Source organism: Novosphingobium sp., from assembly GCF_030696665.1.
In the GTDB taxonomy this organism is placed as follows: domain Bacteria; phylum Pseudomonadota; class Alphaproteobacteria; order Sphingomonadales; family Sphingomonadaceae; genus Novosphingobium.
On sequence record NZ_JAUYRV010000035.1, the window covers coordinates 39385 to 61188 of the forward strand.

34 protein-coding genes are annotated in these 21804 nt (G+C 63.2%); 19 read left to right on the top strand and 15 right to left on the bottom strand.

What is annotated here, in order from left to right; all coding sequences use genetic code 11:
• Positions 1–83 precede the first annotated feature (83 nt).
• The 13 genes from Q8R81_RS09500 to Q8R81_RS09560 form a co-directional block, all read right to left on the bottom strand.
• On the bottom strand, positions 84–1826 hold the full coding sequence (locus Q8R81_RS09500; protein ID WP_305617201.1) for a terminase large subunit: 1743 nt from the start codon (positions 1824–1826) through the stop codon (positions 84–86).
• 12 nt (positions 1827–1838) lie between these two features.
• A complete protein-coding gene (locus Q8R81_RS09505) occupies positions 1839–2102 on the bottom strand; it encodes a hypothetical protein (RefSeq protein WP_305617202.1) in 264 nt (87 codons plus the stop codon).
• A gap of 251 nt (positions 2103–2353) precedes the next feature.
• Positions 2354–2692, bottom strand: coding sequence for an HNH endonuclease (locus Q8R81_RS09510; protein WP_305617204.1), 339 nt, complete (start codon positions 2690–2692; stop codon positions 2354–2356).
• Positions 2693–2930: 238 nt separating this feature from the next.
• Positions 2931–3386, bottom strand: coding sequence for a hypothetical protein (locus Q8R81_RS09515; protein WP_305617206.1), 456 nt, complete (start codon positions 3384–3386; stop codon positions 2931–2933).
• Between the two features lie 385 nt (positions 3387–3771).
• Positions 3772–5481, bottom strand: coding sequence for a phage/plasmid primase, P4 family (locus tag Q8R81_RS09520; protein ID WP_305617208.1), 1710 nt, complete (start codon positions 5479–5481; stop codon positions 3772–3774).
• On the bottom strand, positions 5478–6182 hold the full coding sequence (locus Q8R81_RS09525) for a DUF2312 domain-containing protein (protein ID WP_305617210.1): 705 nt from the start codon (positions 6180–6182) through the stop codon (positions 5478–5480). Before Q8R81_RS09525 ends, Q8R81_RS09520 begins: the two co-directional genes overlap by 4 nt.
• Complete coding sequence (locus Q8R81_RS09530) at positions 6179–7465, bottom strand: CHC2 zinc finger domain-containing protein (RefSeq protein WP_305617212.1); 1287 nt, start codon at positions 7463–7465, stop codon at positions 6179–6181. Before Q8R81_RS09530 ends, Q8R81_RS09525 begins: the two co-directional genes overlap by 4 nt.
• A 3-nt stretch (positions 7466–7468) precedes the next feature.
• Positions 7469–7684 carry a hypothetical protein gene (locus Q8R81_RS09535; RefSeq protein ID WP_305617214.1) on the bottom strand — a complete coding sequence of 72 codons (216 nt, stop codon included), beginning with the start codon at positions 7682–7684 and terminating at the stop codon, positions 7469–7471.
• Positions 7685–7700: 16 nt separating this feature from the next.
• Entirely contained in the window at positions 7701–8948 is a 1248-nt protein-coding gene (dnaN, locus tag Q8R81_RS09540) for a DNA polymerase III subunit beta (RefSeq protein WP_305617216.1), read from the bottom strand.
• A complete protein-coding gene (locus tag Q8R81_RS09545) occupies positions 8945–9373 on the bottom strand; it encodes a hypothetical protein (RefSeq protein ID WP_305617218.1) in 429 nt (142 codons plus the stop codon). The genes dnaN and Q8R81_RS09545 overlap by 4 nt, the downstream gene beginning before the upstream one ends.
• Complete coding sequence (locus Q8R81_RS09550; protein ID WP_305617220.1) at positions 9370–9918, bottom strand: hypothetical protein; 549 nt, start codon at positions 9916–9918, stop codon at positions 9370–9372. The genes Q8R81_RS09545 and Q8R81_RS09550 overlap by 4 nt, the downstream gene beginning before the upstream one ends.
• On the bottom strand, positions 9915–10376 hold the full coding sequence (locus Q8R81_RS09555) for a phage regulatory CII family protein (RefSeq protein WP_305617222.1): 462 nt from the start codon (positions 10374–10376) through the stop codon (positions 9915–9917). The genes Q8R81_RS09550 and Q8R81_RS09555 overlap by 4 nt, the downstream gene beginning before the upstream one ends.
• Positions 10376–10774 carry a hypothetical protein gene (locus Q8R81_RS09560; RefSeq protein WP_305617224.1) on the bottom strand — a complete coding sequence of 133 codons (399 nt, stop codon included), beginning with the start codon at positions 10772–10774 and terminating at the stop codon, positions 10376–10378. The genes Q8R81_RS09555 and Q8R81_RS09560 overlap by 1 nt, the downstream gene beginning before the upstream one ends.
• A gap of 62 nt (positions 10775–10836) precedes the next feature.
• On the opposite strand from Q8R81_RS09560, the gene Q8R81_RS09565 reads away from it, so the two are divergent.
• A complete protein-coding gene (locus Q8R81_RS09565; RefSeq protein ID WP_305617226.1) occupies positions 10837–11607 on the top strand; it encodes a LexA family transcriptional regulator in 771 nt (256 codons plus the stop codon).
• Here the strand turns inward: Q8R81_RS09565 and Q8R81_RS09570 are convergent.
• Positions 11595–12077 carry a hypothetical protein gene (locus Q8R81_RS09570; protein ID WP_305617228.1) on the bottom strand — a complete coding sequence of 161 codons (483 nt, stop codon included), beginning with the start codon at positions 12075–12077 and terminating at the stop codon, positions 11595–11597. The two genes, Q8R81_RS09565 and Q8R81_RS09570, sit on opposite strands and share 13 nt — an antisense overlap.
• Before the next feature lie 116 nt (positions 12078–12193).
• Here Q8R81_RS09570 and Q8R81_RS09575 point away from each other — a divergent pair, with 116 nt between their 5' ends.
• The 18 genes from Q8R81_RS09575 (at position 12194) to Q8R81_RS09660 (ending at position 21275) form a co-directional block, all read left to right on the top strand.
• Positions 12194–12430: a hypothetical protein gene (locus Q8R81_RS09575; protein ID WP_305617230.1), complete on the top strand. Its 237-nt coding sequence runs from the start codon at positions 12194–12196 to the stop codon at positions 12428–12430.
• Positions 12430–12765 (top strand): hypothetical protein, encoded by a 336-nt coding sequence (locus tag Q8R81_RS09580; RefSeq protein WP_305617232.1) that lies wholly within the window; start codon positions 12430–12432, stop codon positions 12763–12765. Before Q8R81_RS09575 ends, Q8R81_RS09580 begins: the two co-directional genes overlap by 1 nt.
• Positions 12762–13280, top strand: coding sequence for a hypothetical protein (locus Q8R81_RS09585; protein ID WP_305617234.1), 519 nt, complete (start codon positions 12762–12764; stop codon positions 13278–13280). Before Q8R81_RS09580 ends, Q8R81_RS09585 begins: the two co-directional genes overlap by 4 nt.
• Positions 13280–13486: a hypothetical protein gene (locus tag Q8R81_RS09590; protein WP_305617236.1), complete on the top strand. Its 207-nt coding sequence runs from the start codon at positions 13280–13282 to the stop codon at positions 13484–13486. Before Q8R81_RS09585 ends, Q8R81_RS09590 begins: the two co-directional genes overlap by 1 nt.
• Positions 13487–13613: 127 nt before the next feature.
• Positions 13614–13760 (top strand): hypothetical protein, encoded by a 147-nt coding sequence (locus Q8R81_RS09595; protein WP_305617238.1) that lies wholly within the window; start codon positions 13614–13616, stop codon positions 13758–13760.
• Entirely contained in the window at positions 13757–14890 is a 1134-nt protein-coding gene (locus tag Q8R81_RS09600; RefSeq protein WP_305617240.1) for a DUF6551 family protein, read from the top strand. The genes Q8R81_RS09595 and Q8R81_RS09600 overlap by 4 nt, the downstream gene beginning before the upstream one ends.
• A 68-nt stretch (positions 14891–14958) precedes the next feature.
• Positions 14959–16401, top strand: a complete 1443-nt coding sequence (locus Q8R81_RS09605) for a ParB/RepB/Spo0J family partition protein (protein ID WP_305617242.1) — start codon at positions 14959–14961, stop codon at positions 16399–16401.
• Positions 16402–16404: 3 nt separating this feature from the next.
• Positions 16405–16905: a hypothetical protein gene (locus Q8R81_RS09610; RefSeq protein WP_305617244.1), complete on the top strand. Its 501-nt coding sequence runs from the start codon at positions 16405–16407 to the stop codon at positions 16903–16905.
• Positions 16905–17129, top strand: a complete 225-nt coding sequence (locus Q8R81_RS09615) for a hypothetical protein (protein ID WP_305617246.1) — start codon at positions 16905–16907, stop codon at positions 17127–17129. The genes Q8R81_RS09610 and Q8R81_RS09615 overlap by 1 nt, the downstream gene beginning before the upstream one ends.
• Positions 17129–17353, top strand: coding sequence for a hypothetical protein (locus Q8R81_RS09620; protein WP_305617248.1), 225 nt, complete (start codon positions 17129–17131; stop codon positions 17351–17353). Before Q8R81_RS09615 ends, Q8R81_RS09620 begins: the two co-directional genes overlap by 1 nt.
• The gene (locus Q8R81_RS09625) at positions 17350–17718 is read left to right on the top strand and encodes a thermonuclease family protein (protein ID WP_305617249.1); all 369 of its coding nucleotides are present in this window, start codon (positions 17350–17352) and stop codon (positions 17716–17718) included. Before Q8R81_RS09620 ends, Q8R81_RS09625 begins: the two co-directional genes overlap by 4 nt.
• A complete protein-coding gene (locus Q8R81_RS09630) occupies positions 17715–17960 on the top strand; it encodes a hypothetical protein (protein ID WP_305617251.1) in 246 nt (81 codons plus the stop codon). Before Q8R81_RS09625 ends, Q8R81_RS09630 begins: the two co-directional genes overlap by 4 nt.
• Positions 17957–18580: an MT-A70 family methyltransferase gene (locus Q8R81_RS09635; RefSeq protein WP_305617254.1), complete on the top strand. Its 624-nt coding sequence runs from the start codon at positions 17957–17959 to the stop codon at positions 18578–18580. Before Q8R81_RS09630 ends, Q8R81_RS09635 begins: the two co-directional genes overlap by 4 nt.
• Positions 18577–19221: a hypothetical protein gene (locus Q8R81_RS09640; RefSeq protein ID WP_305617256.1), complete on the top strand. Its 645-nt coding sequence runs from the start codon at positions 18577–18579 to the stop codon at positions 19219–19221. Before Q8R81_RS09635 ends, Q8R81_RS09640 begins: the two co-directional genes overlap by 4 nt.
• Positions 19218–19535 carry a hypothetical protein gene (locus Q8R81_RS09645; protein WP_305617258.1) on the top strand — a complete coding sequence of 106 codons (318 nt, stop codon included), beginning with the start codon at positions 19218–19220 and terminating at the stop codon, positions 19533–19535. The genes Q8R81_RS09640 and Q8R81_RS09645 overlap by 4 nt, the downstream gene beginning before the upstream one ends.
• A gap of 71 nt (positions 19536–19606) precedes the next feature.
• Positions 19607–19843, top strand: coding sequence for a hypothetical protein (locus Q8R81_RS09650; protein WP_305617260.1), 237 nt, complete (start codon positions 19607–19609; stop codon positions 19841–19843).
• On the top strand, positions 19818–20903 hold the full coding sequence (locus Q8R81_RS09655) for a tyrosine-type recombinase/integrase (protein WP_305617262.1): 1086 nt from the start codon (positions 19818–19820) through the stop codon (positions 20901–20903). The genes Q8R81_RS09650 and Q8R81_RS09655 overlap by 26 nt, the downstream gene beginning before the upstream one ends.
• Positions 20904–20909: 6 nt before the next feature.
• Positions 20910–21275 carry a hypothetical protein gene (locus tag Q8R81_RS09660; protein WP_305617264.1) on the top strand — a complete coding sequence of 122 codons (366 nt, stop codon included), beginning with the start codon at positions 20910–20912 and terminating at the stop codon, positions 21273–21275.
• A gap of 247 nt (positions 21276–21522) precedes the next feature.
• Here Q8R81_RS09660 and Q8R81_RS09665 read toward each other — a convergent pair whose 3' ends face one another.
• Complete coding sequence (locus Q8R81_RS09665) at positions 21523–21756, bottom strand: hypothetical protein (protein WP_305617266.1); 234 nt, start codon at positions 21754–21756, stop codon at positions 21523–21525.
• Positions 21757–21804 lie beyond the last annotated feature (48 nt).

The following is a 21804-nucleotide window of genomic DNA, read 5'->3' on the forward strand; positions in this document are numbered from 1 at the left end:
CGAAGCCACAGGTGCAGGCCGCGAACGCCCCGCACCCGGCCCGTTCCCAGGCCCAAACCGCGCGCGATAGTCTTCCGGCAACATCAGATCACCACCATCGCCCGGGTCTCATAGACCAGCTCGTTTCCGTTGGCCGCAACCGGCCCTTCTTCCATGCGCTTGACGGCATTGAGCAACGCCACGAACGGGTCGATCTTCCCCGCCCCTGATGTCTCTTTGTCGACGTACAAGGCACTGCCCCTAAGCTTGACCAGCGCGTTGCTCACGCACCAGGCCATCATGTTCGAACCATCGTGACGGAACATCCCGTCGCCCAGCTTGAATTCCAGCGTGTAGATCGCGCTCGAAAGCCCGACCCCCTGCCGCATCGAGGCGATGTGGCCTGCGCGCTTCATCGCTTCGTCACCGGGATCGAACCCGGCCTGCACCAGCGCATCGACCAGCGGCCCGATGCCCCAGGCATCCACCGCCACGCCACCGTCTGCTGGCATCTTCCCGCTGTCGCGCACCTTCACCGCGATCCGCGCCATGTCGGTCACGATCGCTTCGCCCGAATCGGTAAACGTCAAATCGCCATCGGCGGCAAAGCCCTGCAGCACCGGCGCAATCTGCTTGCGCCGTTCCAGCGCCACCCGCTGCGCCCAGGCATGGCCCCAACCGAGCCACACCCCCGTACCCTTCTCGCGCCCGACAACCCCAGCCCCGCCAAGGTCATCGCGCCCACCCATATCAAACCCGACAATCGCCACCTCGCACCGGTCCAGCAACTGGTCGAGCGTAAGCCCTTCCGGCTCGGCCGTGCCCAGCCATAGATCGGTGCCGCTCCACCGGTCCCGGCGAAGCCGCATTCCGATCTCGACGTTCAGGTACTTGGCCAGCACGATCTGCAGCGACGTGTCGCCGTCCGTACCTTCGCCCGATTGCGCCTGCTTGATCTTGCGTTCGATGTATCCAACGGTCGGCGATTTCCCGATGTTCGGGTTCGTCACGTAATAGAAATCCGGGTCCAGATAGGCCTCGGCTTCCAGCAGTTCCTCCGGCCATTCGTACAGCATCGGCAAACATGTCGGATCTTCAATGATGCCATCGCGCACATCGCGATAGTGCGCCAGCTTCGTCCTGAACACACCAGCAGGCGGTTCATCCGAATGCGTCGATAGATACAGCGTAAAGCCTTCCGGCCGCGCCGCCTGTCCGCCCGTCGCCTCTTCCAGCATGGATTCGGCACCAGCCTTCTTGCCGAACTGCCAAAGCTCATCGATCAGGACGAACCCGGCCTTCTTGCCGCTGACCACGCCGGCGTCAGCCGACACGATCTTCAATTCTGCGCCGTTATCCAGATGCCTGATCGTCCGCGTATGATCGATCACATCCAGCACGGTGCTCAATTCAGGATCTGCCCGCACCATCTTAGCGGCCGGGCCAAAGCAATTGTTCGCCACTTCGATCGTCGGCGCCAGCACGAGCAGCTCGGCACCGTGCCGCCAGTTCAGTGTCAGCGCGGTCAGCATGATGCCCGCCGCAATGAGCGACTTTCCGTTCTTCTTGCTGATCAGCAGCATCGCTTCCTTGATCAGGCTTTCGCCCGTCAAAGGATCCTGCGAACCGAACATCGCGGAAACCAGATCGAACACGAACGGCTCGCAAACTTCACCAAGGCGCGGCCAGGTCCCGTCCCGCTTCATCGGCAGGTCGGTCATCTGCAGCGACTTGAAAACCCCCAGTGCCTCGGCGGCCATGTCTGGAAACAGCGGCTCAAACGGCACCAGGCTTTCACGCGCAACGATCCGCTCCCGCCAGTCAGGGCAGGCGGTCGACCATTTCATGTGTTCGCTCGATCAGTTCATCAAGGCCGGTGGAGGCGTCCGCGTGCGGAACCGTCCTTCCAGCAACTTCGCCGCCGCCCGCTTCGCATCCTTCTTGCCCAGCGCGGCCGACTTGGGCGGCGTGCGCCCACGGTCGGCAATGGTCCCGGCAGTCGCCTTGACCCGCTCCGCCGCCAGCATCTTGTCGAACTGGCGGATGGCAGAGACGCTGCCCGCCGAGGCGAGGTCGGCCAGCTTGGCCATCAGCCCCGATCGCACGATCAGTTCGGCCTGCACCTGATGGCGACACTCTTGGGGAAATACTTTTCGCAACGTCTTCACGTCACACCCCAGAACCCCCGCCGCATCCTTCTGCTTATATCCGGCTGCGAATAACACCATGAGTTTATTGGATTTTTCAGCAGACCAGGCATAGGCCGGGCGTCCCTGACCACGCGGAGGCGCTGGCACCCAGCCAAACAACCCCGGAACGTCATCAGAAATCCCCGTCACAAGAAAAAAATCTCCAAATGAGAGGGGCTGTGGTCCTACCGGCCCTCGCCCTCTGAACTTTTGACCACCCCCCCTCTATGCTCGAGCCCAACCCTTTCGCGCCGCACGGCCTCGGTCTTGATCCCGTGGCACGTAGCGCACCGCAACCTGACGTTCATCGGATCGAGCGCCGCGCCGCCATCCTTCAGCTCGCGCACGTGGTCGGCATAGATCCTGCCTACCCCTGTCCCGCAGTCTTCGCACTTGCGCCCCCGCGCCTTGATGACCTGACGCACCAGCGCCTTCCACTCGGGCGACTGGTAGATCGGCAGCACCTTCTTGGCCCGCGCCGCAACGCGAGGAGGCCGCGCAGCAATCCGCGCTGGCCGCCGCATCAGCACCACCAAACCAAGGTTCCGTTCTGAATGAGAGAACGCCGCCGAACCGCAGCGAGGCATCCCAGCCCCAGCCACACGCCTCGCCGACTGTATCGATTCCTACCCCCATTATACCCCGGAGACGAACACCCTTTATTTTGACCCCGGAATCATTCCGGGTCTTGACGCAGTCCGGGGTATCTTTTGCGCGAGTCGCACCGAAAACCGCATGCAGAGAATTGCCGCCCAACACCGCTCACACCACCCCGATCAGCGCCGCCTCAATCGCCCCAAGCCTGCGCAGAGTGCGTTCATAGCGCACCCGCAGCCCATCGGTTGTCGCACCCGATTCGCGCCCGCCCAGCGCCTCCCACACGCGCTCCCAGCGAAAGCCGCCGACATCGCGCCACGTCTTCATGGTCAGCACCACGGCCACCAGCGCACGGTCAGCAGGCGCGATCTGTTCGGCAAGGCAGCCCACGTCCACGAACACCCGGTCACGCAACCGCACCTGCTTCAGGCCCATCTGCAGCCGAGGCCGCGCATCCTCGTCGGCATAGTCCATGATCTTGTCCCTGATGATCTGCGGCCACCATGATCGCGTCCCGCTGCCCAGCCATCCCTTTTCCTGGTCGGGCGACCGCATCAGCAGCTCCCACGCTTCCAGCAGCATATCTTCCGTCGCTTCGATCACCGGGTCTCGCCTTGCCATGCTCTTAACTCCAATTTTGAAATACAAGATGTTGGTGAAGGACGGTTACGGATGGTACGGATGGTTTGCGGTCCACGGGTATGCAGGGGCGCGCAGGTATAGGGCAAACTGAAGTCCCCAACTGTCCGTAACTATCCGTCAGTGACCTTTTGCCTTAGCATTTCCGCCGAGTCGCACTCACGGACAGTTGCCCAAAAACCCACCGTAAACCCGCCGTCAAAACCGTCCGTATCGCCCGTTCGGCTCCTGCCCAGCCATCCCGAAGCGCCATCGCAAACACACCGGACAGCCCGCGCCACCCCCAAATGACGGACAGTTAGGCCCAACCGTCCGTAACCATCCGTCACTACATCTTGTGGTCCCTTGCAGGTCATCAGCACCACCCTCAACGCGGCCCAAACCGATCAGGGCCACCAGCGAAAGGGTCTGATCCTGCGCCAAAATCGCCGGTCGGCTCCGCCGACCCTTGGCTGGGCCTATCGGCCTGCACCCCCGTTTCCATACCCAGCAGATCGCCCGCAGGCCGCAGACGCACGCCCACGCGCACCTTGTTACCACGGCCATCCTTCTTGCCGATGATCTGCCGCTGCCCCAGCTCACGGCCAAAGCGGGTGGAATTCCACTTCTTGATGGCGTCCTCTTCCACCTCATTGCGCTCCATCCACGCCTTGAAGTCTTCGAACAGCGCCTTGGATGGCGTGGTTGCTTCCCGGTCGGTCAGGTCGCACCGTTCGTCCATCCACTCGCCCAGCGGGTTGCCGGTGGACCAGAAATCGGCCAGCGCCTCGGCCTCGCGCTCCGGCACCGGCACACGCCTGTCACCCAACCAGTCAAGGCAGCCCGCGATCATCCAGTTCAGAATGCCGCTGGCCTCGCTCCACAGCCGTTCCCGCAGCGCGGCCGGGCTTTCAAAACCGCCCGGGATCTTGTCCAGATCGACCGGCCAATGCACCAGGCGAAAGCGGCGGCGAAATCCCTTGTCGTCACCGGGCATCGATGGCGTCGGGTTCACTTCCACAAACAGCTTCCAGCGCGGCTTGTACGTGATTTCAGTCTTGGCCCCCACGCCGCGCGCGGTCACCGTGCCACCGCCTGTCACCTGCTTGATCGTCTCGCCATCCCACGTTGATCGCGGCGGCGGCTCCGGGGCCACCACCATGCGGATATCACCGGCAAGCCGCACCAGATCGCTGCGGTGTTCAGAACCGGCCTTCTGCATGCTCGCCTGCAGGAATGTCTTGATCGAAGTATCGCGGTAGTAATCGCCATGACCATGCGCGATGATTTCGTGCGTCTTGGTCTTGCCGTCGCCACCCCGGCCCTTGTGGACATAAAACTCTTCGCAATCGGTCAGCGCGGTAAGCGTCTGGCCGTACATGCGCGGAAACATCGCACGCACTTCGTCATAGGGCTGCACCAGCTCAAGCCGCTGCGTCCACATCGGGCACGTGGCTTTGGGGTCGAATATCCAGTTGCTCATCTGGCGCATCATGTCGGCGGGATCGTGCCCTTCGCGGAACCACGCGCCCCACGCGCGCCCATCCTTGCCCGCAGCCTGCGCAATCAGCTTTCCCGCGCCTTTGCAATCGGCCACCCGGCCAAACCGGATCGTGCCGTTCTGCACGTTGTAGGCCAGCATGTCGGTGTCAAACTGCTCGCTCCAGGCGCGCATGTCGGGCAGGCTCTTGGCTTGCTTCAGCATGTTTTCGGTCTGGTTGGCATTACCGCTTTTGGTGGCATGTTTGGACAGCGCCTGTAGCCGGTCCAGCGCCCGCTCCGGCGTACACCAGTCGCCAAACCGCTCGATCAGGGCCTCACCATCGGGCCGCTTCGGATCACCGATCAGCGCGCCCAGCGCGGCCACTTCTTCATGAATGTGCGCCGCCACATCAAACGCCATCTGGTGCGCGCGGTATTCGCCCTCGCGCTCGCACCAGCGCCTGCCGTCAAAGGCAATCCAGAAGCTGTCGTCCACCCATTTCAGCAGGCCCTTGGCCAGCACTTCCAGACGCCGCGCATTGCCGTAATCGTTGGTTTCAAACCACGCCATCTGCAGCGGATCATCCACCGTTACAGGGATCATTGAATCGGTCACCGGATACCCCTGTTCATGCGCGCGATCTGGGCAAAGGCGATGGCATCGCCCACCTGTTTCTGTTTTGTGGTCGCAGGCTTGGGCGGCTTGGCGAATAGCGCCGCCAACTTCTCATCCGCGGTAGGCGCATCGGCAATCCGCGCCGGACCACCGGCCTCGTCCACCGTTCCGCGATAGGCGCGAAACACTTCCTCACCACCACGCATCAAGGCCACGCCGTGCTTGGCGCACTGCTCGTACCAGCGCACGGTCAGCGCCAGTTGCTTGACCTGAAATCCCTGATCGGCCGCCAGCTTGCGCCGCGCCTTTTCCGCCTCGCGCAGTTGGGCCACTTCGTCGCGCAGGTCCAAAAGGGCAACCACATGCTCGACCAGCAGCTGCGCGCGATCGACATCGGCCAGCCCGTCCAGCTCTGCTGCCAGCAGGTTGGTCGCCAGCGCCATCGCATCGATGCGCAGCGGCACCGCTGGTGCCTCGCCACCTAAAGCCGCCTCATAGGCTTCCAGCAGCGCATCGGCCTCGCCCCGCTCGGACGGCGTCATCTTGCGCCGCGCGATCACCTGCCGAAAGGTCGCCAAGTTGTACCCAACCGCCTTGACCTCGGCCATCACCTCACGCCGCTCGCCTTGCAGGTTGGCGACTTCCGCGTCGATCATCTCGACCCGCTCGACAAGTCCCTTCAGCCGCCGATCGTCGTTCATCGTCTTTCCGCCTTCGCCGCATCGTTGAAATCCATGCCCAGCGGTGCGCGCATGGCATGCACCTGATGCACCCCTGCCCCGCGCCACCGCTTGACGAACAGTTCCGCGCAGATCCGCGCACGCTCTGCCCCGGTGATCGCCCGGTTGATGATCGGCGCACCCTTGCGCTCGATCACCGCTTCGCCAAGGAACCGCCCGCTGCGCTGGTCACGCATGCCTTTCAGCGGGGCCATGTCGCTGTCGATCAACCCCGTCACCGCGCCGGTATGCCCCGGAATGGCAAAGGCAGGCTTTTCCGCGTCCGGCTCGATGGCAAACAGCGGCCAGATGCGGTTCCCGCGATACCGCACGCCGCCCTGCAGGTTGTCCAGGCTAAGCGTGGCAATGCCCACCGCGTCACCATCAGCCCCGGCCAACGCCATGCCGCACAGCACCGTTTCGTTGCCTTCACCCACAAACAGCGCCGCATCGGGCCGATATTGGCCCAGCAGCACGCAACCACCCTTCACCGGCCCCAACATCTTGCGCTTGGCCAGCATCGGGTCGGGATCGTCAGGCTTGGCCCACGGCTTGCGGCGCAGCATGGTGCCGGTGCCATCGGGGTTCATGAACGTCACGTGCAGCGCCACCGGCTTGAACGTCAGCAGGCCTTCGGCCAGTTCAGGCCGCGTCACCATGCCGATCAGCGCTGGCGCGATCAGGCCCTTGCGCGGATCCTTGCCCACTTCCCATTGCGATATCGGGCAATCGGGCAGCAGCCTGAATGCCGTCAGCCGCGTGTGGTGCAATACACTGGCAGGCACACCCCGCCCGATGAAGTACCGCCGCGCCGCTTCCGGGTTTGGCCGTGCCTGCGCCCAGATCCAACGCGCCATGTCCACCACGCTCACCAGCTCGCGCTCCGGCCTGGCTGATGGCGCACGGTCACACAGGATCGGCCCACGCGCTTCACCTTTGGCCCCATCGGCAGAAAGGCCCGCCATGCGCTCGCACTCGGCCAGCGCATCGGGAAAGCTCATTCCCATGTGATCGCGCACAAACGCCACCACATCGCCGTGCCATCCACAGCCAAAGCAATGCCCGAATCCGTTTTCAGGGCTGGTGCCCCCGGTCATGATCGAAAAGCTGGCCGAATTGCCGCTGTGAAATGGGCACTTCGCCCGCCGCCGCGTGGAACTGGCACTGCCGCTCATCTTCACCCCGGCGCGCGTCACCGCATCGTCAATTGATAGCGCGCGCTTCACCCGGTCAATCCGGCTCGGCCCTGAATGATCGCCCTGCACCGCTCAATCCGCCGCCTGCGTGGCGTTTACGTTGGAAGTGCCAAGAATCGCACGAATCCGGTCAAACTGCGCCATCGCCCGCGCCACATCGGCCCGCGGCGTATCCGCGCTGCATTCCAGCGCCACTTGCGCCAGCGCCGCAATCTCGCGCGCCTGGGCATAGGCCTTCCACCGCGGCACGCCACCACGCGCCGGGCCAATGTCAGTTTGAACGCTCATGTCAGGCTCCCGCCAATCAAACCCGCAACGGCATCAGAACTTGGACAAGCGCGGACTCGCCGCCTTCGGCCTCGATCCGGCAAGGCCCACCTTCATCGGTGAACTTCATCACCACCTTGTCCGTGGCCACCGCGCCCAGGCACGCGCGCCAGTAATCGCCGTTGAACCCGATCTCGATGGCATCGCCCATGTACATGCAGGGCAGCTCTTCCATGGCATCGCCGATCTCGATCGAAGTGGTGGAAACCGTGGCCTTGTCGCCATCCAGCACCAGCTTCACCGCCCGCGTCTTGTCCGAACAGACCGTCGCCACGCGCTTGATCGCCGCGCTCAACGCCTCCCGGTCAATCGTCAGCACGTTGGGCGGCGCGCTGGGGATCACCCGCGTGTAATCGGGAAAGGTGCCGTCAATCGTCTTGGCGATCAGCGTCACTTCGCCGCCATCGGCTGCGGGCATCTGCCAATAGATCACATTGCCCTTGGCCGGAGCGTCAACCTCGACCATCGCCGGGCTGTCGGCCTCCTGCGCCTTCACCGCTGCCACCAGCAGCTTGTCCAGCACAGCCACCGTCTGCCGCCCCACGATCACCGCCGGAAACGAAGCCGCCCCATCGGGCGCATCATGCGCCAGTCGCGCCAGCTTGTGCCCATCGGTCGCCGCAAAGCGCTGGTCGAGCGCTTCAGGATGCATGTAGATTCCGTTCAGATAATACCGCGTCTCTTCGCTGGAAATCGCATGCTCCACCGCCGCAAACACATCGGCCAGCGCCGTGGCGGCAATGCTGAAGCTGCACCCCATCTCCGGCGCAACCGGCATCGGGAAGTCGGTCACCGGCAAACACGCCACCCGAAACCGGCTGCGCCCCGCCTTGATCGTTACGCGAGTCTCATCACCTACCGGCCCGGTCACTTCCACCATCGCATCACCATCGATCTGCTTGACGATGGCCAGCAAAGCCCGCGCCGGCACGCACGTGGCAAAAGGCCGGATCGATGCCACCCACTCGGCAGAATTCGGTTCGCGGTCACTGGTGGCAAGCGTGCGGATCATCCACTGGTCCAGATCACACCCGGTCAGCGTCAACCCACCGTCCGCCACCTCGATCCGCACCGTGTTCAGGATGGGAATCGTATACTTCCCCCCCGGCGGCGTAACTTCCACCACATCGCCCAGCGCCTTCGCCAAAGCCTTGGCCGCAATCCGAAACGCAGGCTTGCGCGCATCGACGGACTTATCCACCGCGTTGGCCACCGCGCGCGTCATGCCGAAACCCCCACTTCGTCATTCCCGCGAAGGCGGGAATCCAGCCAATCAACATCCGTCGCCCCGGGCTCGACTTCTTCTTCACTGCCAAACACTAGTGGCCCAGGATGCCCCGCACCGTGCAGCATCGCCTGCAGATCTTCGATCTCTTCCATCACAACTGCAGCACGCGCCTGCGCCACAAACATCTCCGGCATATGCAACCCGCCCTCGATATCGGCGATCATCACTTCCAGCTGGCGCGCACGGTCACACAGGATCGGATCGGGATTGCCCTTGTCCTTGTCGGCCAACCGCCGCGCCACCGCCGCACGTTCGCGCAGGAAGTGCAGCACCAGCCCCACACCGGCACTGATCCCGACCACAGGCGCGGTCAGCACCAGCGTAATGCCGCCATTGTTCGGCAGAATGCCTTCACCACTCATCGCGCCATCTCCTCAAAAGCAGCGCTCCGCCGCCCGGTTTCCATGATCTTCACGCGCCGCCGCACATTGCCCGCGCCTTCGTATTCCATCGCGATCAGCCCCGGCGCGATCAGCTTGTCGCGCAGCAGATACCGCGCCTGGTCGGCGTCCTTCAGCCCGGCAAAGGCGGCAAGGTCGGCATTGCTCGGGCACGGCGCACCCATGTTCGCCGCACGCACCAGCATCAGATAGATGCGCCCCTCGGGCGTCTCGCGGAATTCGTCGCTGATCGAAATGCGCCGCGCCCGCTCGCCGCCGTCCATCCCATGCGGATCAAGCGTCACCGGCCGCAACCGCTTCACCACGCGCAACAGCCCGCCATCGCCCGCGCGCACATTGTGCGCCGTCAGCTCGGCACTGGCGATCAACGCGTTGACGCGCTGCACCACCGGCTCGCGCGGATCGAGCGTCGGCCCAATGGCATAAGTCCACTTGGCATTGGGCCGCGCATCGGCAAACCACGCCTCAAATTCGTGCGCCGATTTGTACAGCGTGCTGGCGGTCATGAATCCCCCCGAATGCTTTCCAGCGCCGCACAAAGCTGCGCCGCTTTGCGCGTCATGTCGTGCAGTTCGCCCAGCGCGGCATCAGCTTCCAAAGGCGAGACCTTGCCATCGGCCAGCGCGGCGCTGATCGATCCGGCCACGTCGCCCAGTTCCTTGGAAAGCCCCATCACCATGCCAGCGATGCTGCCTTCATCGGCCAGCACATCGATGTTGGGCACAAACACCCCGCCCAGCTCACGCGCCAGTGCGCTGGTGATCGGCGGCAGCTGCCCCGCAGCAACGGCAATTTCATCCAGCGCCAGCGCACAATCGGCGGGCGGAAAGGCGGCATGGTTCAGATTGTTCCAATCCCCCGCCACAGACCGGCCCCGCTCCGCCGTCGCCGCCGCACCATCCACCCCGCCACACAGATGCACCGCATGCCGCACCGCGCGCTTGATGCGTCCCTTGCCACCCATCACGCCGCGCTCCCCAAAACCGTCGCCCCGTGCTCGACACGGGGCTGGGCTTGTTCTTCCTGCGCCGCCCCCTGATCCAGCTCACCGGACAAGCCGTTGATTTGTCCGGTAGAGTTTCCTTCCGGTTCGGTGGAAACACCCGTCACATGAACAAACGCCCGCACATCATCCGGCACCGCCCCATCAGGCCAGTTGCCAGCATCGCCAAGGAAGCGGGCGAACCGTTCCAGCGTGGCCGTGGTGGTCACCGGATTGGTTTCGATTCGGCTGAAGAAACCCCCATCGTTCATCACGCTGCGGCCAAGCCGCGCCAGCGATGCCTGATGTTGATCGACCCAAAGCTGGGCCGCTGTTTTCAACCGCTCAACCAGCGGCGCGGGTTCGATGACCTTTTCCATAGGCGCTGGATATGATGGATTTATCCATGATTGGTCAAGTGGGTATTTCCACAATTCCCCCGATGGGTGATTTGCGGGTAAATCCATGCATGCTTTCAGGCACGCCACCCCATGATCCGAACGTGTTTCGCGCGCGCCTGCGTGAACGTCTCGACCTTCTCGGCATCAGCCCACGCAAGGCCAGCCTAGCCATCGGAGCCAATCAGGGATACGTGCGAGATCTGCTCGATCCCGACAAGACAGGCGTTCCGTCAGAGGCGCGCGCCCGCGCTCTGGCGACAATTCTGGAAACCACCACCGATTGGCTGTTCGGGCGCGTGCAAACGCCGGAACAGCCCAAAAGCGAAGTGGGCTTCCTTGATGCCCGGCGCGATTGGCGTGGTGCGCCGGATGAACGCCTGCCGATCTACGGCACCGGATATTGCGATGATCTGGAAATCGAACAGGACGGGCACTGCACCCGGATTGAACAGACCCTGTTCGATCCCACCACCACCGTCGGCATGATCGAACGCCCCGCCGCCTTGCGTTTTGCCACCGATGCCTATGCCATCTACTTCCACGGCAGCAGCATGGAAAACCGCTTCTTTCAGGGCGAGATCGGGCTGGTCACCCCCACCCCGCCCCCGCGCAATGGCGATTTCGTGGTGGTCCAGCTGAACGATGGCAACGGCGATGATGTGGTTCACGTCCTGGTGAAACGCCTTGTCCGTACCACGTCCAGCTACGTGGAACTGGAACAGTACAACCCACCGATCATCTTCCGGGTAGAGCGCCAGCGCGTCACCCGCATGCACAAGATCCTTGGGCCGAACGAAATCTACATGAACTGATTTGCCGCTACCGGCAGGCGGCAGTCCAACAATGTCGGATCGGTCAGCGATGCGGTGATGCGCGCACAGCGCACCGTCACATCCTGACCCTTGGTCAACGCCGATGCACGCGATCGTTCGTCCGGCAGCAGACCAGCGTTGATCGTACCGCTGCCATCGGCTGATTCTAGGGCAATGATCGGCTTACCCCCGAATCCTTCGATGATCATTCCGGCTTTGCCGCGCACTTCCAGCACCTTGCCGTCAAAGCGATCCTTGGCCGCCAGTTCGTTTGCGGAATAGGCGGTCAGGATTTCAGCAACAGTCGCCTGCACCGCCGGTTCGGATGCCAGCTTGCCCGCCGTCTCGGCATCGTCGAACCGCTGCGCAATGCCGCCCAGCACCCACACCCCGGCCAGAACGATCACCGCGATCCCGGCCACTTTGCCACACCCGCCGCGCTTAGCGGACTCATCCTGCTGCTTTGCCATGGCGCAATATTGCCCAATTCCACGCGCCCGAACACCCATGATGGATAAATCCACAATTCCCACTTGACGGTGGATAAATCCATCACTTATCATGGACGCCAGTTCAGGAGGCATCCATGCTCAAGCAACCATCAGAATTCCCCCACCCCGGCAGCACGGCCTATGTCGCGCCCCACGGGGAACAGGTCCGCATCATCCAGACCAACGCCGATGGCAGCCACCTCGTGGCCCACCAGCGCCACCCTGCCACCCGCAGCGCCAGCGATACCTACCGCGCCGAACCCGGCACGATCTTCGCCACGCAAGAAGCCGCCATCGGCAAGCGCCCTCGCAAAAAGCGGAGGGCAGCGTGATGAACCGCCCCTTCATGTTTCGCGATCCCATCGCCGCCAAGGCTGGCCCGGCAAAACTCGATCTCTGGCTGGATTTCAGCGGCTCGCAAGTGCTGCTCTGCGCCCGCCACGAAGGCGATGATGCAGAGCAGAACCTTGCCGTCATCGGCTTCGATGAAGAGGACGGAAATCTCTACATCCAATCCCTTCCGCTGATGCCCGGCCGCAAGGATGGCCACGGCGATCGCGTGCGTAATCTGCGGAGGCTGCTGCCCGACGGTCGCCTGATCGAACTGCAAGCCGGTGAGATTTCTGACGTCGTAAAATCCACCGAACCCGAAGGCACGGAAGCATGACCGCGGCCGTCACCCAGCTCCCCATCACCACCATCGCCACCATCGCCGCAGCGGAATACCGCAAGCGCCAGCAGCGCGGCCAGCAGATCGTGCGCAACCGCGGCATGTCGATTGCCGAGGCCACGCGCCACTTGCGCCCTTGGCTGGCCATCGCCTGCCTGTGCGGTGCCGATCTGGCCGAACTCGCGCAGCTGCTCGAAGATCGCCGCGCCGTGGTCAAGTCGCCCGGAGACCGGCGGCATGGAGCCGAAGGCGACATTAGCCCGGTCGACCAACAAGAACGCGAGGCACGCTGGATCGTCGCTGAAGACGTCTGCCCGCGTGAACACTGGGTGCCCATCCTCGCCGCCGCGCGTGACGATGCATTCAACCGCTATCTCGCCGCAGCAGACGACGCCGCGCTCACCAGCGCCGCCGCCGCCCTGCAACGCATCTGCCTGCACTTGGCATACGATATCAACGGCCACCACGTGCCCGCCTATCAAGCTGCAGTGCTTCAGAAAGATGCCGCCTGATGCGCGCGCGAACCCAATCACAAACAACGCCACGGCCCTCCTTCCCCGCACCCTTTTCGCACGATGATGAAGACATCACCGATCTGCTTCGCCGCGACATGGCACGCCACGCGCAGGAACTGCCATTCCTGCTGGTCTGCGTTCCCGCAGCCATCGTCGGCGGCGCATGGCTGCTCGGCCTTGTCGCGCTGGTGCTAACCCCATGATCCATCCCGCGCCCCCACCGCCGCCATCGCGCGCGCAACTGTTCCGACAGTTCGCCCTGCCCCTCGCGGCACTGGCGCTGGGCGCGGCCCTGTTCATCCGCACCGCGTTCTTCTGAAAGCAACCGCCATGACGCCCACTTCCATCATTGGCCATTCCACCACAGCCCTGATCGTCGTCGGGGCAACCATGCTGCTGATCGGCCTGAACATCGGTTTCCTGCTGGGCGCGATGTGGCGGGCATTCTTTCCAGCCACAACCGGAGTCGATCAATGACCGCTCCCGCCACCCCCAAAATACAAATAGGCCCCCAGATCGGCGCGCCGTCGAGCCTTGAAAACGTGCCGGTCGGTCGGCTTGCGGTCGATGCCACGTACCAGCGCGCAACCGACAGTGCGCAATCGCGGCGCATCATCGCGGGCATGGTGAAGGAATGGAACTGGGCGCTGTGTCAGCCCCTGGTTGTTTCGCGCCGCGATGATGGCGCACTGCTGATCTTGGATGGCCAGCACCGCCATGCCGGGGCCGTGGCGCGCGGAGACATTCCGTATTTGCCATGCTCGATCCTGTCATCGCTCGATCTGAAGGGCGAGGCAAAGACCTTTGTCGATCTGAACACACGGCGGCAGAAGCTGTCCCAACCACAGGTTTTCCACGGCATGCTGGCCGCTGGCGATGAGCAGGCCAAGGCCGTACTGGATCTGATCGAGCATTCGGGCTGGCGGCTTGCCCGCACCAAGAATACCGGCATCTGGAAACCCGGGGATCTGGAATGCGCCCCCGCGCTGGTCACTATCTATGCCACGAAAGGCGCTGCGCATGTCAGCTTCGCCCTGAACACTCTGCGCGCTGCCTATCCAGAAACTGCCGTGCGCCAATCGTCCACCTTGCTCCATTCGCTGGTCAGCCTGTTCGATGATCTGCCCAATGATCCGGTGCCTCTGGCCGATCTGATCACCGCCATCGGCGAAGTCGATCCCGATCTGTGGCTAAGCCGTGGCCTGATCTACCGCGCCAGTCACCCGGCCCTGACCCGCCACGCCGCCATCGCCGCCACCATGCTGCTGGCAGCCAAGGGCGAAGAACCACCCGCGGCCCGGCCTGTAACCTTAGCGCCGGTTACGCGCATAGACGCCAGCCTGTTCCCGCCCAGTGCGCTGGCTCCATTGCCAAAACTTGCATCACCTGCACCAGCCAAGGCTCCCGGCATGACGCCGCAAGGCGGCATTAGCGGAGCCGTGCCTCTCGACCGAAGGTCGACGGCAAAGACTCCTCCCGGCAAACGGGAAGCCTTCGCCTTCGACACCACCGGCAAAGGCTGGTGCGGCCAGTGCGATCAACGGGTCAGCCGCGAAAAGGCCAGCGCCTGCGCAGACCGCTTCTGCCACGCCCGCCCCCACACCTGATTCCCCTTTCCGTCAGCCCGGACTTGATCCGGGCCTGGGCTTTCTTCCTTCTGCCAAGGACTCCCACCATGTCCATCACCACCCTACCCCTGAACAAGCTGCTGCTGTCCGATCTGAACGTGCGCCACACCGAACGCGATGCCGATATCGCGGCCTTGGCCGAAGACATCGCCGCGCGCGGTCTGAAGCAGAACCTCGTCGTCGTCCCTGCCCACTGGACCACCAGCAATGTGGACGAAGCTGAAGGCAAAAACCGCTGGGCCGACAAGTTCGAAGTCATCGCCGGTGGCCGTCGCTATCAGGCCATGCAGCTGCTGGCCGCAGACGGACGCCTGCCCGAAGATCACCCCGTCCCGGTAATGGTCGAAGAGCGTGACCAGGCCAGCGAAACCAGCCTGTCGGAAAACCTGCACAAGGTCGCCATGAACCCGGCCGACGAATTCGCCGCCTTCAAGGCCATCGTCGATCAGCGCATGTCGCCAAAGCACAGCGAAAGCGAAAGCGCCGCCGTGGCCTACACCGCCAGACGCTTCGGCGCCACCGTCCGCCACGTCGAAGGCCGCCTGCGCCTGGCCACGCTCTGCCCCGAAGTGCTGGACGCGCTGCGCGCCAATGCCATCACGCTCGACATTGCCAAGGCCTATGCCGGCACGTCAGACCACGAAGTGCAGCGCACCGTGTTCAACGCGGTGAAGAAGACGCCCTACACCCTGACCGCCAAGGACATCCGCAATCGCCTGCGCGGCGTCACTTGCTCGCTTGACGATCACCGCATGGAATTCGTCGGCCAGATTGCCTACCGCGCTGCCGGTGGCCGCATCGAAACCGAGATGTTCATGGGCAGCGAAGGCGAACAGCGCGTGCTCGATGTGGCCCTGCTGGAAAAGCTGGCCAATGAAAAGGGCAGCGAACTCGCGCAGAACATGGCCAAGGCTGATGGCTGGAAGGAAGGCCGGTTCACCCTGAACAGCGCCTACACGGTGAAAAAGCCCGAAGGCTTCTCACTCACCTATCACAGCGCCGATCAGGTATCGAAAACGAAGCGCAAGAAGTGCATCGCCATCTATGGCATGGACGGTGACGGGATCAGCATCGAAGCCTTCTTCGCGCCTGCCACCCCGGCAGAGCCTGCGCCACAGCACGACTGGGAAGCCGAACGCCGCGAAAGCGCCCGCAACTATCACATCGGTCTGCGCGCCGCACGCCTCGCCGTTCCGCAGCTGACTGGCGGCCTGCTCAAAGGGACCGAACTGGACGGCCATACCTTCTGGCCGAAGTACCAGCCCCGCATGGTCGAAGAAGATCCCGACGACGAAAACTTCATGCTCGTCGCCATCCAGATCCGCGTGCCAGTGGCCGACATCGAGGCCCACCGCGAAGAAGCCACCCGCCTGATAGACGAAGAAGCCGCCGAAGCCGAACGCGCCGAAGCGGAACGCATCGCCAAACTCGCCGAAGAATTCCCCGATCACGTCAAACCGATCGAAGAACCCGAAGACGCAGAGGCCTGACCGATGACCAGCACAACACCCGGAACCCGCAGCTTCTTCCTGAACGACTTCAGCGACGAAACCGTGCCCTGCGAACCCACGCTCGAAGGCTGGGCACAATGGCTGGCAGAGCCAGATCTGGATGACGGCTATTGGCAAGGCGATGCCGAATTCCCGATCGACGGTTCAGCCTACAAATCGTCCGCCATACTCTGGTCCGAAGACATCATAGCACGCAAGAACGATGGCCGCTGGACTCTCTCCCGGCCCATCCACCCGGAAGAAACCTTCTTCGCTGTTCGCTTTGGTCCGGGCGCGGGCTGGGATGCCGACAACATCATCTACATCGGCGAAAGCGAGACGCGCCACCAAGACTTTTGCGCGGAACTGGCAGAGCTGCTGGGCGATAGCGACGAGATCTCCGACGGCGAAGAATACATCGCCGTCGGCCGCGTGGAAGGCAACTGGATCGTCACCTTCCACGCAGGCCCGCCGCCAACCTGCACAGCAGAGCGGAGCAACTGATGGCCTACAACGCCAAGCCCTGGCTGCGTCGGGTCGCCGCTGCATCGGTCTCCGGCATGTCTGATCGCATAGTCGAAGAACGCGGCTTCCAGATCATGCTGGACTCGATGCGCGCCGCCTACATCGCCCGCCATCCAGACAGCCCCCTCGCGATTGCACACCGCCCCACAACCCCCGTCACCCCGGACTTGATCCGGGGTCCAGCTTCTTCGGAGCAACGCTGATGGCCCGCCAACGCGCCAACCCGCACAATGCGGACACCCCTGAACACGTGCTCTATCGCCGCTGGAAACTGTCCGAAACGCGCGCGCTGGCATTGCGGCAGCAGGCAGATACTCTGGCCACCGAAGCCGGAGCCGAACAGGCAAGGGCAGACCACTATGCCAAGGCACTGGACGCGCTGGGCCACCCGGTCACGCCGCGCTTGCTGGAAGGTCCAAAGCCATGATCACCGCCCTAACCCTCGCCGCCGCGATGTGCGTCACCCCCACCGTCCACGATGGTGACTCCATCCGCTGCGGCACCGAACGCATCCGGCTGTTGAACATCGATGCGCCCGAGCTGCGCGGATCGAGCCGGTGCAGCCCTTCATCGCAGCGCCGCCTCGCGCGCAGCCGCAACCCTGCATGGTGCGATCCGGCCAAGGCCATCGCCGCCCGCGATGCCCTGCGCGCGTTTCTGGCGGGCGGGCGCGTCATCATCCAGCGCCAGGGCAAGGACACCTATGGCCGCACCCTCGCCCGCGTCACCGTGAACGGCCGCGACGCCGGGCAACACCTGATCACCCTCGGCCTTGCAAGGAAATGGCGATGAGCAGCGTGCCGATTCTGTATGGCCCCGATTTTTACAGCGGCCCGCCATATGAGCGTGAAAAGCGGCACAGGTCGATCATCTGCGCAAAGTGTGCCCCGATCATTGTCACCCCTGAACGTCTGGCTGAATGCATAGACTGGGAAGGCACAGTGAAGAGCTGGGATGCAGTGCGTCTCATCGAACGGTTGATCCAAGAAGCGGAGCAAATGGCTGTCGCCAAGACACTGGGTCTTGAACCTTGACCAACCCCCTGCCACCCGGCCCCTTCGCCCTGATCTACGCCGATCCACCCTGGCAGACCGTGTCGTGGAACGGCGCGCACCGCACGCCCACATCAAAACGGCAGGCCGATCACTACGCCACCATGTCCGCCGCCGATCTGAAGGCCATGCCCGTCGCCTCGATCGCGGCGAAGAACGCGCATCTGGCCATGTGGGTCATCGGCAGCCATCTGGATCAGGCGCTGGATCTTGGCTGCGCGTGGGGCTTCACCTACGTCACCGATCTGTTCGTCTGGGCAAAGCAGCGCCAGCTCAAGCCCAACCAGGTCGATATGTTCACCGATGATGTCCCGCCCGCCCCGCTAGGCATGGGCAAGCACACGCGCAAGCAGGCCGAAACCTGCCTGCTGTTCAAACGCGGCAAGGGCCTGCGCGTGCTCGATCACAGCGTGGCCCAGCTGATCGTCGAACCCCGCCGCGAACACAGCCGCAAACCCGATCGCGTCTATGGTGATCTTGAAAAGCTGTACGGATATCACCCCCGCGTGGAACTCTTCGCCCGCTCCACCCGCGAAGGCTGGTCCAGCTGGGGGAATCAAGTCGGCAAGTTGGGTGAAGCGGCGAAGGATCAGGCCGCATGACTGATGTAAACGACTTTCATCATAGCCAGCGCGTTGTCCTGCAGCTTCACGGCGAACGGACTTACGCAACCGTGGTGGCCGATGGCAGCAGGCCTGAAAGCATCAAGCTTAACGTGGACGGGCGATGGCAAAACCCGCAAGAGCATTGGCGGCATAACGTGGTGCCTGCCATTGCGGCACGCGATATGGTGATTGGTGATCTGCTCAACCTGCAGATGCTGAAAGACGTGATCGAGCAGCCATTCCTCGGCACGCTTTGGACGCATGGCGATAGCGGGATGCTGACGCCCTATGTCTGCGAATGCTCATTTGGCGACGGGATGCGCCTGCTCTGCATCTCCACGATCAACCAGCGCCCGAATTACCATGTCGTTCGCGTGGACAGCGCGTGGGAAGAAAACGACGATGTTGCCGAGAACATATACGATATCCTCGCCGAAATTGAGGAAGAGTGCGGTCGCGCCCGATGCGGCTATTCTGGGAACAACCTGTGTCGGCCCCGCGAAGAACGTATTCAGTGGTGCCAATGCGAAGAATGTGACGATGAAGGCGAGTCCGCTTGGCCGGAAATTGACGACGAAGGCGGCTGTTCTTGGGGCTGGTATCGCTGGGATGTGCTGATGCGCGAGATCGGCGCATGATCCACGAACCGATCCTTGATCCACGCATCGTAGACTGGGGCCACCAGCAGCGCGCCTATGATCGCGCCCTGCGCCAGCACCTTGCCGAAATCCCCGATCCCGCCATGTATGCCCGCAGCCTGCCGGAAGACGTGCGCCACGCGCTGGCCACCGCCGTGATGCGCCCCGATGGCTGCCTTGCCGCTGCCACCGATATCGGCATCCTGCGCCCGCTGGGCCTGTGCGATTTCAGCAGCGATCCTCGCATCGGCCGCATGCTCACCGCCTTCGGCATCGCCGTCCGCCGCGCCGTGCTGGCAGACATGGCCGCCTGATGGCCACCCGCACTCACCCCTTCTTCGTCACCCCGGACCTGATCCGGGGTCCAGCTTTCTTTGGATAACCCATGCCCGCCGACGCCCAAAGAAACCCGCGCCGCACGCTGATCAGCGACAAGGAGATCGCGCGCGCGTTCAAGGCGATCGAACAGCACGGCATCGACATCACCGGTTTCGGCATTGACATCCGCACCGATGGGATTGCTTTCTTGCCCCCGGCCGCCACACCAGCGGCGCCGGAGGATCCGTTCAGTGCCTGGAAGACAGAGGAACAGAATCGTGACCGGCGTCCACGTCGTTCGTAAACCGCACAAGTCGGGCATTGACACGTGGCACGTCTACGCATGGCGCGGCGGCCCCAGCATCCACAAATGCACCGGCCCCCGCCCCGTCATCGATCAGGCCCTGCTGTCTGCCGCACTGGCCGAACAGGCCAAGGCCACTAAGCGTGGAGGCCGCATTGAATCGCTCGATGATGTGATCGATGAATACCGGGGCAGCCCCGAATTCGCGCGCCTCGCCGATCGCACGAAATCGGACTACCGCATGTGGCTGGACCGCATCAGCGCCAAGTTCGGGCGCGCGCCCATCGCCGCTTTCAACGATCAGCGCATGCGCCGTGAAATCGTGGAATGGCGCGATGGCTGGTCCAGCCAGCCCCGCAGCGCAGACCGCGCCAGCATGATGATGGCAACCCTGCTGGGCTGGGCGATGGAACGCGCGATCGTGACGGTCAATGTCGCCGCGCGGATCCCGCAAATGCATCGCGTCGATAAGTCCGATCAGGTCTGGGAAGCGCACCACTGGCAAGCGCTGGCCGATGCCAAGGACAAGGACGGCAAGCCCGCGATCCCCGCCCACCTGATGGACGTGATCCGTCTCGCCCGCCTCACCGGCCTGCGCCTGGGCGATCTGGTGCGGCTGACATGGGAACAGGTGGGCGAAAAGGCCATCGTGATCGATCGCACGCGCAAGCGCAAACGCCGCGCCGTCATCCCCATCCTGCCCGAACTGCGCGCGCTGCTGAAGCAGCTCGAGGCCAAAATACCGAAGGACAAGGACGAACACGGCAAACGCACCGGCCCCCAGCGCCGCACCGGCCCCGTGCTGCGCAACAGCCGCGGCGAAGGCTGGGGCGAAAGCGGCGTGAAGTCCGTCTGGCAAAGGGTAAAGCCCGAAGGTTTCGACCGCGTCCTGCACGATCTGCGAGGAACCTATGTCACGTTCCTCGCCACCCACCGCCTGACCGATCAGGAAATCTCGCGCATAGTAGGCTGGACCAGTCAGCGCATCGCCGAAATCCGTGCAAGATATGTAGATGAAGAGCGCGTAATCGTAAGCCTGGTCGACCGCTTGAGCGCATGACGGCCAGTGGCTACGCTTGATCCGGTAAAGAGTCAGGCGCACTTTGCGGCGCATCACACCGGAGGCCGTATGAAAGAGCTTGAACAATACCGGCTAAACGCCGCCGCGCATTTGCTGATCGCACGCGAAGAGCAAAGCCGAGAAATCGTAGCTCTACGAGAGAAGATCGAAGCGATCACGGCCGACATCGCACTCCAAGGCATCGCCTTCACCCGCGCCACCCGACCTCTGCCAGAAGGCAAAGTCTGCCCCCGCTGCTGGATATGGGATGGCAAGCTGATAGAACTGGGTTGCGTGCCAAGTGCAAGCAAAGCCGATATCTATAAATGCCCGACCTGCAAGGAACACATTACCACCAACGCGGCGGGCTAAATAGGTTTACACCGATCTGTAAGCTATTGAAAAACAAAGCCATAAAATCAGGCGGTTTACAAAGAAACCCAACGATTTCAGCACGACGCTATAATTTGTAATCAGGGGGCCAGGGGTTCGAATCCTCTAGCCGGCACCATTTCTTGATTTTTCATGACCAGTTCGGCGGGCGAAATTTGCCCCTCCGTCAGCCACCTGCGGTGCCTGCCACCTCCCCATTTGTGCATTCGCAAAAACGGGGAGGATGTTAGGGATCGTTGTCTGCTATGCGTGAGAGCAGGCGTTCGAGGCGGCGCATTTCCTCTTCGCGCAGGGCACGGATTTCGAGGAAGATGGCGGTGAGCTCAGGGGAATCGAGAGCGAGTGTCAGATCGGACAGGGTGATGTCCTGATCATCGGGCACGGAGAAGGCGCGCCGCAGATTGACCGCGATTTCCCGCAGGCGCTGTTCGTCAGGCTTGGGCAGCGAGCGTTGCGGCATGACATCAGGGCACCATAAAGGTCTGAAATAGCGCGGGAACTATGTCAT